General features: G+C 40.2%; 14 protein-coding genes. 10 read left to right on the top strand and 4 right to left on the bottom strand.

Translation table 11 applies throughout. The features are described from left to right. Positions 1–48 precede the first annotated feature (48 nt). The 3 genes from FO440_RS13045 (at position 49) to FO440_RS13035 (ending at position 3,362) form a co-directional block, all read left to right on the top strand. A complete protein-coding gene (locus FO440_RS13045) occupies positions 49–2,340 on the top strand; it encodes an ATP-dependent helicase (protein WP_144248703.1) in 2,292 nt (763 codons plus the stop codon). 152 nt (positions 2,341–2,492) lie between these two features. Beyond that, positions 2,493–2,861 carry a helix-turn-helix domain-containing protein gene (locus tag FO440_RS13040; protein WP_144249149.1) on the top strand — a complete coding sequence of 123 codons (369 nt, stop codon included), beginning with the start codon at positions 2,493–2,495 and terminating at the stop codon, positions 2,859–2,861. 213 nt (positions 2,862–3,074) lie between these two features. After that, entirely contained in the window at positions 3,075–3,362 is a 288-nt protein-coding gene (locus tag FO440_RS13035; protein ID WP_144248702.1) for a hypothetical protein, read from the top strand. A gap of 12 nt (positions 3,363–3,374) precedes the next feature. Here the strand turns inward: FO440_RS13035 and FO440_RS13030 are convergent, their stop codons facing one another. Further along, positions 3,375–4,775 carry a tetratricopeptide repeat protein gene (locus FO440_RS13030; protein ID WP_222103978.1) on the bottom strand — a complete coding sequence of 467 codons (1,401 nt, stop codon included), beginning with the start codon at positions 4,773–4,775 and terminating at the stop codon, positions 3,375–3,377. Positions 4,776–5,187: 412 nt separating this feature from the next. Here FO440_RS13030 and FO440_RS24455 point away from each other — a divergent pair, with 412 nt between their 5' ends. The 6 genes from FO440_RS24455 to FO440_RS13010 all read left to right on the top strand — a co-directional run bounded on the left by FO440_RS24455 (position 5,188) and on the right by FO440_RS13010 (position 6,935). Then, positions 5,188–5,334 carry a hypothetical protein gene (locus FO440_RS24455; protein ID WP_186292663.1) on the top strand — a complete coding sequence of 49 codons (147 nt, stop codon included), beginning with the start codon at positions 5,188–5,190 and terminating at the stop codon, positions 5,332–5,334. 65 nt (positions 5,335–5,399) lie between these two features. Further along, entirely contained in the window at positions 5,400–5,546 is a 147-nt protein-coding gene (locus FO440_RS24450) for a hypothetical protein (protein WP_186292662.1), read from the top strand. Positions 5,547–5,654: 108 nt separating this feature from the next. Next, positions 5,655–5,939 carry a hypothetical protein gene (locus tag FO440_RS13025; RefSeq protein WP_144248700.1) on the top strand — a complete coding sequence of 95 codons (285 nt, stop codon included), beginning with the start codon at positions 5,655–5,657 and terminating at the stop codon, positions 5,937–5,939. Between the two features lie 44 nt (positions 5,940–5,983). Continuing rightward, complete coding sequence (locus FO440_RS13020) at positions 5,984–6,271, top strand: hypothetical protein (protein ID WP_144248699.1); 288 nt, start codon at positions 5,984–5,986, stop codon at positions 6,269–6,271. 44 nt (positions 6,272–6,315) lie between these two features. Then, positions 6,316–6,603: a hypothetical protein gene (locus FO440_RS13015; protein WP_144248698.1), complete on the top strand. Its 288-nt coding sequence runs from the start codon at positions 6,316–6,318 to the stop codon at positions 6,601–6,603. A gap of 44 nt (positions 6,604–6,647) precedes the next feature. Beyond that, positions 6,648–6,935, top strand: a complete 288-nt coding sequence (locus tag FO440_RS13010) for a hypothetical protein (protein ID WP_144248698.1) — start codon at positions 6,648–6,650, stop codon at positions 6,933–6,935. A 135-nt stretch (positions 6,936–7,070) separates the two neighbouring features. Here FO440_RS13010 and FO440_RS13005 read toward each other — a convergent pair whose 3' ends face one another. Continuing rightward, positions 7,071–8,021, bottom strand: a complete 951-nt coding sequence (locus FO440_RS13005; protein ID WP_144248697.1) for an SGNH/GDSL hydrolase family protein — start codon at positions 8,019–8,021, stop codon at positions 7,071–7,073. Between the two features lie 152 nt (positions 8,022–8,173). Here FO440_RS13005 and FO440_RS13000 point away from each other — a divergent pair, with 152 nt between their 5' ends. Then, positions 8,174–9,550, top strand: a complete 1,377-nt coding sequence (locus FO440_RS13000; protein ID WP_144248696.1) for a dipeptidase — start codon at positions 8,174–8,176, stop codon at positions 9,548–9,550. On the opposite strand, the gene FO440_RS12995 is transcribed toward FO440_RS13000, so the two are convergent. Continuing rightward, positions 9,547–11,712: a family 78 glycoside hydrolase catalytic domain gene (locus FO440_RS12995; protein WP_144249148.1), complete on the bottom strand. Its 2,166-nt coding sequence runs from the start codon at positions 11,710–11,712 to the stop codon at positions 9,547–9,549. The genes FO440_RS13000 and FO440_RS12995 overlap by 4 nt on opposite strands. Positions 11,713–11,806: 94 nt before the next feature. Further along, positions 11,807–12,904 carry a mandelate racemase/muconate lactonizing enzyme family protein gene (locus tag FO440_RS12990; protein ID WP_144249147.1) on the bottom strand — a complete coding sequence of 366 codons (1,098 nt, stop codon included), beginning with the start codon at positions 12,902–12,904 and terminating at the stop codon, positions 11,807–11,809. Between the last annotated feature and the right edge of the window lie 81 nt (positions 12,905–12,985).

The raw sequence follows: 12,985 nt of genomic DNA, 5'->3' as shown, positions 1-12,985 counted from the left end.
TCAGGGTAAAATCTTAATTTCGCTGCTCACAGAAAAGAGGGAAAAGCATTGGATTACTTAGCAGGATTAAACCCCGAACAGCAAGCAGCAGTTAAACAAATTAAGGGCCCGGTAATGATCATTGCCGGTGCAGGTTCGGGCAAAACCCGGGTTATTACCTACCGTGTGGCGCACCTTATCCGCAGCGGGGTCGATTCGTTTAACATACTGGTATTAACGTTTACCAATAAAGCATCGCGCGAAATGCGTGAGCGGATTACCCACGTAGTCGGGCCCGAAGCTAAAAATATCTGGATGGGTACCTTCCACTCTGTTTTTTCGAAGATCCTGCGCGTTGAGGCCGACAAAATTGGCTACCCCAGCAATTTCACTATTTATGATACTGATGACAGCAAAAGCGTTATCCGTGCCATTTTAAAGGAAATGAACCTTGACGATAAGTTGTACAGCGTCAATCTTATACTTAATCGTATCTCAGCAGCTAAAAACAATTTGGTATCGTGGGAAGAGTATCAAAAGAATGATCAGATCCAAGCTGACGATATTGAATCACGCCGTCCTTTATTAGGAGCTATTTATCAAAACTTTGTGCAGCGCTGTTACCGCGCCGGCGCTATGGATTTTGACGACTTGTTATTTAACACAAATCTGCTGTTTAAACGCTATCCTGACGCGTTAAACAAATACCAGCATAAGTTTAAATATATTATGGTGGACGAGTATCAGGATACCAACTTCTCGCAATACCTGATCGTGAAGAAACTGGCTGCTGTAAACGAGAATATCTGTGTGGTTGGCGACGATGCGCAAAGTATCTACGCTTTCCGTGGGGCCAATATCCAGAACATTTTAAACTTCGAAAAAGATTATCCCGACCTGAAAATATTTAAGCTGGAGCAGAATTACCGGTCAACCCAAAATATTGTAAATGTTGCCAACAGCATCATCGCCAACAATAAAGAACAGCTTAAAAAGAACGTATTTTCTGAAAAAGAAAACGGCGATAAAATAAAGGTAATGCGCGCCTTCAGCGATAATGAGGAAGGCAAACTGGTTGCCGAAGAGATAATGCACCAGCGCACCACTAAAGGTATGCGTTGGAATGATTTTGCCATTTTATACCGCACCAACGCACAGTCGCGCTCTATGGAGGAGGCTTTGCGCAAAATGGGCACGCCGTATAAAATTTACGGGGGCTTGTCATTCTACCAGCGTAAGGAGATCAAGGACCTGATAGCCTATTTCAGGCTAACCTTTAACCCCAGCGATGAGGAAGCTTTAAAGCGTGTGATCAATTACCCGCGTCGTGGTATTGGCGATACTACCATTGATAAGATCATTGTTGCCGCCGATCAGCACAGTATTACGCCATGGGAAGTGATCATAGCGCCCGAAAAATATTTGGAAGGACGTGTATCCGCATCAGTTACCGGCTTCGCGGTAATGATACAGAGCTTCCAGGTGCTTACAAAAAGCCAGAGCGCCTATGAGGCCGCCTTGTACATCGCGCAGCACTCAGGCCTTTTAAAAGACCTTTATGAGGATAAATCTGTAGAGGGGCTTAACCGTTATGAAAACATCCAGGAGTTGTTGAACGGGATCAAGGAATTTAGCGAACGCGAGGATATTGAAGAAAAGGGCCTTGATGTATTTATGCAGGACATTGCCCTGCTTACCAACGACGATAACGATAAAAACAAAGATGCCGACACGGTATCATTAATGACCATACACTCATCCAAAGGACTGGAATTTCCGCAGGTATATGTGGTTGGGCTTGAAGAGAACTTGTTCCCGTCACAGATGGCACTCAATTCGCGTACTGATCTTGAAGAAGAGCGCCGCCTTTTCTATGTAGCCGTAACCCGTGCCGAGCAGAAATTATCCCTAAGCTATGCTACGTCGCGGTTTAAATTTGGCACGCTGATCAACTGCGAACCAAGTCGTTTTCTGGATGAAATTGACGCGCAATACCTTGAACTTGATTTTACCGCCAAACCGGTTAACAACACAGGTAGCCTTAACTATGACGATGAACGTTCTGCCTGGAGCCGTACGGACGATAAGTTTTCAAAACCGAAGCCTAAACCGGCATCAGCACCTGTTAAAACTACTTCTATATTGGCTAAGGCGCATGTGCCATCAGCTGGCTTTAAACCGTCTGACACTTCAAACCTACAGGTAGGTATGGAAGTTGAGCACGAGCGCTTTGGCTTTGGCAAAGTGATAAGTTTGGAAGGAAATAAACCGGATATTAAGGCTACCATCTTCTTTAAAGAAATTGGGCAAAAACAATTGCTTTTAAAGTTTGCCAAGCTGAGTATAATAACCAATAATTAATTACCACTCCCCATATTTTGTGGAATAAATTCCCCGTTTTAGACGGATCATTTGTTGTTCTTTTTACTATTTTAAGCTAAATAACTCCTAATTGGGTTATGGCATGTGTTTTGGATTATAGTTATCACCGCGACAATTTTAACTATACTGAAATGATTGATAGCCTTAAGAAGAAAACAAACAAAACGATTGGTAAAAATATCAGGACCTTTCGTCACCAACATGGTTGGAGCCAGGAGGATGTGGCTAACCGTTTAGGGATCTCGATCCCTGCCTTTTCAAAAATTGAAACCGGTGTTACCGACATTAACTTGTCAAGGCTTGAGCAAATTGCAAACATTTATGAAATAGATGTTGTGCAGCTATTGTCAATGGATGCTGAGGAGGTTGAGCAACAACCGTCTAATTTAAGCATCGTGCAAAAAAAGCTGGTTGACCGCGAAGCCGAAATCGTTAATTTACAGCGTAAAGTGATCTTACTTTATGAAGAATTACGCAATGCCAAACCTGTAAGGGTATAATTGCTGTACAAAACCGTTTGATAAATACGACACTTTAAAAGTGTCAAAAATTAAAATATGTACAGATTTTTTTATTAAAGATTAAAAAATTAATCCCTGGTAAATAAAATTAAGCAACGCCGCGAAAAATGTAAAGTTTTTCGCGGCGTCGTTGTTATACGGCACTTTTGGAGTAACAATTGTAATAAGACAGGTACAAAAATATCTACCGTTATGTCAAATTACTTAATTGCAATATCACACACGACGAAGCCGATAGCAGCGACGATACATGATTCGAAGAGTAAATTAAAGGTAAAAGCTTTTGAAAGTGCAAGACCGAGCTTTAAGCCAAGAAAAGGCGAAGTAGGCTTTTTTGTAACTGCCGGTAAGAAGATCTTTGCCTTTGAAACCGAAGGCTATCAAAAACACAGGCAATTACTTATCCTGCAAATGATATCCTGGTATTGTGTGTACCTGGGTTTATTAGAACCCCGGATCCATGCCTCTTTCCCGATGTAAAAAGGATAAAGCTTAAAAGCCGGTACGGCTTGGGTCATGCAGCATATCACTCATTTCAATGATCTTCTCATCAATTTCTGATACGCATTTATCCATCATGTTGATGCATTCAAGCTGGTCTACCAAACCTTCTCTTTCAAGGTTCATTAAACCTTTTAAGGTAGCTATAGGGCCGCGAATTTGGTGTGAAAGGTAAGATGAGTATTCTGATAGTTTTTTGTTCTTCACCTGAAGGTCCTTCGTTCGTTCGTCAATGATCTCTTCAAGGTGGTGGTTTATGCGGTCAAGGTTGTCCTTCTGTCGCGATATCTCACTGTTAAGTTCCTGTAGTTGTGAATTTGTGGTAGCCTTGCGCTTTACGCTACCCACCAGTAACACAATAACTACTACCAGCAAACCCGCTGTAATAGTAATAGACCAAAATATTACCCGGTTTATCTTTGCATTATTTTCTTCCTCAGCCGCCTTTGCAAGCCGGCTTTGCTCTTGTTGTAAAAAATTAAGCCTGGTTGATACGTTTGTTTTAAAACCTGTACTATCTGCTTTGTAAAGCTCACTTAAAATACTAAGCGCTTTCGCGTAATTTTTACGCTTGCTTTCCAACTCATAGGCCGAATGCTTAAAATCATAAATATCCTTCTCGTTATGAATAATTTCGGCATAGGTCTTACCTTCCTTTATATATTTCTCGGCTTCGTCAAAATTACTTTCAGCAAGGTAGATATCGGTAAGCGTCATGTTGATGGTTGCCACGTTGACATTCAAATCTTTATCCTTAGCACTTTTATTTGCTTCTAATAGAAATTGTTTGGCTTTTTCGTAATCATGCAGAAAATAGTGTATCACACCCAGATCCTGCAGGCATAATACTAACTTTATAGGGTCTTTTAAATCACTAAATAGTTGGTAGCTTTTCTCATAATACGATAAAGCATTATTGTACATGGCTTTTCGGTTATAAACATTACCGATATTTAAGTACAAAGACGCAATAAGGTGCTTATCTTTTGTTTTTTCGGCAATTACTTTTGCCTTTTCCAGGTATTCTAAGGCTCTATCATAATCAACCATCTGGTAAAGGTTACCTATGTTGTTATATACTTTGGCCTTGCCGCGTTCGTCGTTTAGTTTTTCGTATTGGCTAAGCGCGTCAAAATAGCTGTTGAGTGCGCTATCAGGTTTGGTCAGATAATATTCTCCTATCCCTTTTACCCGGTAAGCTTCTGCTATCCCTTTTGTATAACCGATAGCCTTAGCCATTTCAAGGGCTTTTTTAGCATCGTCAACAGTTTCCTGCGGGTGAGATAACACATTACCCAATCCATTTTTATTTAACGCGTTTACCTGGGTTGTATCGTTTGCTGTAACATCTTTTGGTGCATTTGCGTAGACAGTAAGAGAAACCGATATCAAAAGAAGGATTGAGCAAATTTTCCGCATTTAACCTTATTACGTTTTTAATTATGGTGAAGTTATAAATAATACATTATATTTTGCACATTCCATAAAAAAAGACGTAAGTTTTATATTAAAAAACTTTTTTATGATTACTTTGTAGCTAAAAAAACATAAGTATATTTGTTTGGTTAAGTGTTTGAATACCAAAAGAGTATCAGACAGTAATTAAATTGATTTATTCATCAAATAAAAAAAGTATAGAAAAAACAAAAAGGGAAACGTAAGGAAAAACAACTGGTTAGCATCCAACAAAAACGCAGCATTCAAAAATGCAAAACGTATAAATATGGAATATATATTAACCAATAGTTAATCCTTATAATCAATATATAATTAAATATAATACTGATTTAAAAAATTAACGAATATGAAAAATATCATTTTAACAGCAATTACAGTTTTGTCTTTAGGCATCTTATCATCTTGCGCAAAAAAAGGCAATGTACCAGTCAGTTTTACGGTATTTTCAAATATGTCTTACTCGGCAAAAACCATTTTAGCAACAGCCGATTAAGCACAAAAAATCGTTACCCTATCAATTAATAAGTCATCAATTAGAAAAAAATAAAAATTAAAGCCATGTTAAAAGTAATCCTTACAGCAGCAATCATTTTATCAGTAGGTGTTTCATCACTGTTAAAAATCAGTACACCGGCAAAAACTGCCACTGTTACGCCTGTAAAACTTATGGTAGATAACAGAGTAGTATTAGCTACTGCCGACTAATTCTGTCATCAGTATATAATAAATATTTATAAACAATAGGTATATCTATTTAACAGATAGGGCTGCCTGAAAATTAAAAGACCCTTAAAAAATTTAAAATATAAAATCATGAAAAAAATGTTCATCGCAGCCGCATTAGTATGCGCAACCAGCTTTACAACTTCATTTGCAGGCACTTTAAAAGGTGATAAAAACAATTTGGCTACCGCTGATAAAAGAGACAAAAACAACTTAGCCACTGCTGACAGAAGCGCTGACAAAAACAACCTGGCCACTGCTGATAAAAACGACAAGAACAACTTAGCTACTGCCGACAGAAATGGTGATAAAAATAACCTGGCCACTGCTGACAGAACTGACAAAAACAATTTAGCTACTGCCGACAAATTTTAATTCAACATAAATAATTAAACCACAAACCAATACATACCCAGATCATGAAAAAATTATTCATCGCAACCGCAATATTATTCGCTACCAGCTTTACCTCTACTTCATTCGCCAACACTTTAAAAGGTGATAAAAACAATTTGGCTACCGCTGATAAAAGAGACAAAAACAACTTAGCCACTGCTGACAGAAGCGCTGACAAAAACAACCTGGCCACTGCTGATAAAAACGACAAGAACAACTTAGCTACTGCCGACAGAAATGGTGATAAAAATAACCTGGCCACTGCTGACAGAACTGACAAAAACAATTTAGCTACTGCCGACAAATTTTAATTCAACATAAATAATTAAACCACAAACCAATACATACCCAGATCATGAAAAAATTATTCATCGCAACCGCAATATTATTCGCTACCAGCTTTACCTCTACTTCATTCGCCAACACTTTAAAAGGTGATAAAAACAATTTGGCTACTGCTGATAAAAGAGACAAAAACAACTTAGCCACTGCAGACAGAAGCGCTGACAAAAACAATTTGGCTACTGCTGATAAAAACGACAAAAACAATTTAGCTACTGCCGACAGAAATGGTGATAAAAACAATTTGGCTACTGCTGACAGAAAAGACAAAAACAACTTAGCTACTGCTGACAGATTTTAATTCAACATAAATAATTAAACCACAAACCAATACATACCCAGATCATGAAAAAATTATTCATCGCAACCGCAATATTATTCGCTACCAGCTTTACCTCTACTTCATTCGCCAACACTTTAAAAGGTGATAAAAACAATTTGGCTACTGCTGATAAAAGAGACAAAAACAATTTAGCCACTGCAGACAGAAGCGCTGACAAAAACAATTTGGCTACTGCTGATAAAAACGACAAAAACAATTTAGCTACTGCCGACAGAAATGGTGATAAAAATAATTTGGCTACTGCTGACAGAAAAGACAAAAACAACTTAGCTACTGCTGACAGATTTTAATTGATCTTTAAACTCGCTGTCTGCTGTATTTCAACGGAAATTGGTGCAGTAATAAATAGCCGTACAAGGCTAATAATTTGGAACACCAAGAATTTAAGGCGAACAAGAAGACCGTTTGCCGAAAACAGATCTTAATTAACGGGTAACGATCATTTTTTTACTGATCACCTGACCGCCTACCTGCATAGTATAAATGTAGATACCGGCATTAAGGTCATTTAAAGGAACATTTATAGTTTGATAACCCGCGTTCTGATAAGAATCATACAGGGTTTTAATAAACGTTCCGCTTATGTTATACAGATCGATCTTAACATGCCCCGCTTGCGACAAGCTAAAGCCTATGGTAGTACGATCAATGGCAGGATTAGGATAATTCTGATTTAATCCTACCAGCAATAACCTATCCTCAATGGCGTGATTAATAGCGTCAAACCAAACAAAACTTATTAGTTTATACCCTTCGGCATTAGGATGCACATAATCCTGGTATAAAGAAAAATCCCTCCCTATGGCCCTGTTAATGTCTGCAACGTAGATATTATACTCCTTGGCTAATCTTTTATATAAAGTATTTATCTGTGTAACATACAAATTAGCTGTTTTAAGTCTCTGGTTATTTTTATCGTTAAAGTATTGAATGGTTCCTATTATAGGTATAAGTTTGTTCTTTATAGATGTTTCTATATAATACCGCATGTTTGCTTCAGTATCGCCAATTTTACTTTTTTTATCGGCCATTGCCAATGCATCATTAGCCCCCATCAATATCAATATAAAACCCGTTCGGCCGGCTATGGCGGATGGAAAACGTACTAATCCTTGTGTTGTCGTTTCTCCGGAGACACCGTTTTTGGTAACGGTAACTATTACGCCTGTATAACAAGATTCGATATTATTGAGTAAGCCCGGCTGAAAAGAAAAACCACCCACGCCTGCAACAGTGCTGGCCCCAAAAGTGGTTACATTGATACTGTCTTTACCGTAAAATTTAGCAACGGCACTGCAACTGGGTGCCTGGGCATATCCTGATAAATAAAAGACAGAAAGGATACAGGATAGAAAAATTATCTTACGATAACCCATTTATGTAATTGCAATTAAATCGAGCGGCAAATATAGATAAAACGGCCGTGCAATAACAAACGCTACAGTTATCAGTTTGTTAAATGTATAAATATGAACAACGGCCGTTTTGTTATTTAAACATCCATTATATTTGCCCAAAACCGCTAATTATGCAACATATAAAAGAGTACGTAGACCAACATAAACAACGCTTATTAGATGAGCTTTTTGAGCTTTTGCGTATCCCATCTGTCAGTGCAGATCCAAAATACAAACCAGATGTTTTAAAAACTGCCGATTACGTAGCACAAAAGCTGCGCGATTCGGGCGCTGACAATGTAGAGGTTTGCCCTACCGCCGGCTACCCTATTGTTTATGGTGAAAAGATCATTGACCCTGCAAAACCTACAGTATTGGTATACGGCCATTATGATGTACAACCTGCCGATCCCTTAGAGTTATGGAAAACCCCGCCTTTTGAACCGACTGTGCGCGACGGCAAAATATATGCCCGCGGCGCATGCGATGACAAGGGCCAATTCTACATGCACGTTAAAGCATTTGAGCTGATGATGCAGACCAATACCCTGCCCTGCAATATTAAATTTATGATTGAAGGCGAAGAGGAAGTTGGATCAAGCAACCTGGGCATTTTTGTAAAAGCCAATAAAGAAAAATTGAAGGCCGATGTAGTGCTGATCTCAGATACTTCAATGATCAGCATGGAAAACCCATCGCTGGAGACGGGCCTGCGAGGTTTGTCATATCTTGAGGTTGAAGTGACCGGCCCAAACCGCGATCTGCATTCGGGCGTTTATGGCGGCGCGGTTGCCAACCCTATCACCATTTTGTCTAAAATGATAGCGTCATTACATGACGAGAATAACCATATTACCATTCCCGGCTTTTATGATGAAGTGATAGCGCTTACCGAAGCCGAACGTAAAGAACTAAATGCTGCGCCATATAGCGAGTATGAATATAAAGCCGATCTTGATGTAGCTGAATTATGGGGCGAAAAAGGCTATACCACATTCGAGCGTACCGGCACCCGCCCTACCCTTGAGCTAAACGGAATTTGGGGTGGCTACATTGGCGAAGGTGCAAAAACTGTATTACCATCAAAAGCGCATGCTAAGATCTCAATGCGTTTAGTACCAAACCAAGGATCAGAAAAAATTACACAACTTTTTACAGACCATTTTTTAAAGATAGCGCCGGCATCTGTAAAAATAAAGGTAACCCCGCACCATGGCGGCGAACCGGTAGTTACACCAACCGATAGCGTAGCTTACCGTGCGGCCCAAAAAGCCATTACCGAATCTTTTGGTAAAGCGCCTATCCCAACCCGAGGTGGCGGTAGTATACCTATTGTAGCCCTGTTTGAGGCAGAATTGGGTATAAAAACCGTACTGATGGGCTTTGGCTTAGACAGCGATGCCCTGCATTCGCCTAACGAGAAGTATGATATTTTTAATTATTATAAAGGAATAGAAACGATACCGTTGTTTCATAAATACTTTACAGAGCTAAGCGCAGGTAACTAAAAGTATTCTATTTTGTAATGGTGATTGCCGGAGCCTATACGTTCCATCGTGTTGATCAGGTTTTTCAATTTTAAATTTGATTTCAACTGTTTACCATCAATAAACAACCTGCCATCATTCTTACTTCTGTCAATAGGCAATTCAACCTCTGCCCAGGTATTTGCCGGTACAGCAAGGTAGATATCGTATGTTTTCGGTGTTTGATAGCAAGATAATTTTATAGTTCCCTTAATAGTCGGGACATCAATACTTGCCTGGGTTAAGCTGCCTATCTGCGGCTTAACCCTAAAGCTTGTCCATCCTGATTCTATAGGCTCTACCCCCATCAGCTTTCGCGATATGATATTTGCTGCAGCCGCACCCCAGGCGTGGTTCCAATCCTGGTTGGGTTTATATTTATTATCCCATGCTTCCATTGTTATGGTGCTGCCGGCACGGATCATGTTGTACCAGCTACGGTCGGTTTTCGAAGTAAGCAGACTAAGACCATAATTGCCGTCGCCCGCGTTGTAAACTGCATCCAGTAAAAATTGCGAACCGTAAACACTGCATGCCATCCCACGCGATTTGATAAATTCAAGTATTGGCTTTCTGTATTCCGCATCAACTAAGTCAAAAGCAAGTGCAAACATATTTGTGTGCAATGATGCATGATTAGTACCATCACCATCTACATATATTTTTTGCTTAGGATCATAAAACGCTTTCTGAAATGCTTTTTTCACGGCGACAGCTCTTTTCTCATATTCCCGGGCATCATTTGCTTTGCCAAGGTCTTCGGCCATTTTTTTCATCAGGACAAGTGCACGATAATAATAGGCGTTTACTACAGCGTTGTATTTAGTAAATACAAAACCATCTGTTTCCTGGTTGTGCGGCCAGTCTACTATATCTCTTAGCTCGCCATTAAAATGGATGGAACTTAACACATCTTTAGTCACTTTCCCGTTCAAGGTGCTGATCAAATAGGTTGAATCTGCTAATGCTGTGAGGCATTTGGCTTTCAGATTTTCATAATTGTGTTTTACCGGCCTGATATCATCCGTATATAAATAATCGTACCAGGCTATTAACACCGACTGCAATATCCATTCTGTTGGCCAGGTAGGGTGATAAATCAAATGTTCGCTGGTTTTACGGGCTATGGTATATTCCCTGTCAACAGCACAGTGGCTTAGTTGGTTGATATATGCATCCGCTTCATAAGGAACACGTTCGCGGTCGCCATCAACATAAGTCCCCAGATACGATGTTGCCTTCATAGAATATTTGCATAACTCCCAAACAGCGTTCAATGTAGTATCAGAGCTATGAAAATTTGCCGCGTTGTCATCAAATTGATAATGCGCGAAAAGCCGGGTGATATTTTCAGGTTCTACCTCCCCGTTACACCCCTCTATTTCACAATACCTGAAAGGTGTTACTTCACCAATATATGCCGGTATTTTTACGGCCCCGGGCTTTGTGTTTATCTTGTCAGGTACAATCTGTACCTTGTAGGCATGCATCCCGCGGAGAAGGTTAAGTTTGTATTGAGCATAGCGTACATTACCGGGTGGTTTACGATTAATGCCGCCGTCTGCATCGAGCGTTTCGCCAAGCCTGATTATAACAGCTTTGTTGTTGGTATCTGAAAAAAGATCAAGCTTTAACTGTCCGAAGGCATCTTTGCCAAAATCAGCAAAATACACACCATTACTTTTGGTTAATCGTACAGGTTTCTGTTCTGTAATTTCTGTAGGGTACGATGGTAACTTATATTCAGACAATACACTATCGGTATAAAATGCAATAGGCTTTGCATATGGACTGGGGCCCTTTTCCTTATTAGTCCAAACGCGAACAGTCCAGTAATAGGCTGTACTAGGTTTCAGGTCGATACCTTTAAATATCACCGCTGAAGATTGAATGCTCTGTATCTTTCCCGAATCCCAAACGTTTCCCTTATTATTGCCCAATAACTTTTCATCATCTGACACCAGGACCTGGTAAGCCTCTTGTGCTACATCAGCGGCGGTGCTGTTGATCTGCCAGCTAAAAGCCGGATTTTTATTTCCTATTAAAACGGACCGGACATTCGGATTTAACAAATTTGCCGGTGAAGGTTGTATAGTGTAGCCGTTAATAGATTGATAATTGCTATGGGCTACCAGATCGACCATTAAATCTGAGGGAGGCTGCAATGTGGTTTGCGCTAAAACACGCAAGCAAAATAGCATAATAGCGAACAGACAGTTGACCTTCTTGGGCATTTTGTTAAATAGTAAACCGTTCGCAATCCTTTAAAAACACCTCATCGGCGTCAGCGCCAATACCAATAGCGTCGTCAATGTTAAGATGGTAGCCATCATAAGTTACCCCGCCAACACAAGGATCAGCCAAGTGCCCCAGCATGCAGGTATCCATATCATAAAATTGAATATTGGGGCTGCTGTACACAAAATGAAGTTTCGAGCTTAAAGCTATCCTGCTTTCAAGCATGCCGCCCATCATACAGGCTATCCCCTTTTCGGCAGCCAGGTCATGGATCTGTTTAGCCTCATAAATGCCGCCTGCTTTTGACATTTTTATATTAATATAATGGCATGAGCCACTTTCTATCTGTATCCGCGCATCATGATGGTTGTACACACTTTCGTCAGCCATAATTTTTACCGGGGATACTTGCATCAGTTTGGGCAGTTGATCATTATACCAGGTACGCATAGGTTGTTCGCAAAACTCGATATCATATTTACCCAAACCCTGCAGCGCGAAAACTGCATCATCAAAACTCCATCCCTGGTTTGCATCGACCCTGATCTTCATGTCGTAGCCCACTGCCTCACGAATTTGTTTGATCCGTTCTATATCTTCGGCGGCGTTTTTGCCCAGCTTAACCTTTAATATACCGGCTCCGGATTCTTTAAATTCGACAGCTTTTTTAGCCATAACTTCGGGCTTGCCCAGGCCAATAGTGATATCGCTTTCTACCGCACGTTTAGTGCCGCCTAAAAATTGGTAAAGCGGCAGTTTCGCGTTTTTTGCGGCGATATCATACAGCGCCATATCAAAAGCGCTTTTTATGGTTCCGTTTCCGGCAATGGCATCGTGCAGTTGCTGTAGCCGCGCGGGGATATCCAGCGCATCTTTACCTTTCCATAGTCTGGCAAAATCCTTTGCAACGGCAAGGCACGTATCCTGTGTTTCACCAACTATCATCGGGAAAGCCGAGCACTCGCCTACGCCATAAAAACCGGCATCGGTATGTACCCTGATAAACACATTCTGGGCATGATCCATGGTACCTGTAGCAATGGTAAACGGTTCCATAGGGATACTAAACCGGTAAATATCTATATGGGTAATAATGATAGGTGATGCCATAAGCGAAAATAAAGAATTATTGCCGTAGCGGCACAATACATTGTGTATCGTTACAGTTATTACAGAAAG

Source organism: Mucilaginibacter corticis (genome assembly GCF_007558865.1).
Lineage (GTDB): Bacteria > Bacteroidota > Bacteroidia > Sphingobacteriales > Sphingobacteriaceae > Mucilaginibacter > Mucilaginibacter corticis.
Note: the sequence above shows the minus strand (reverse complement) of the source record. Positions and strands in the feature narration are given on the sequence as shown.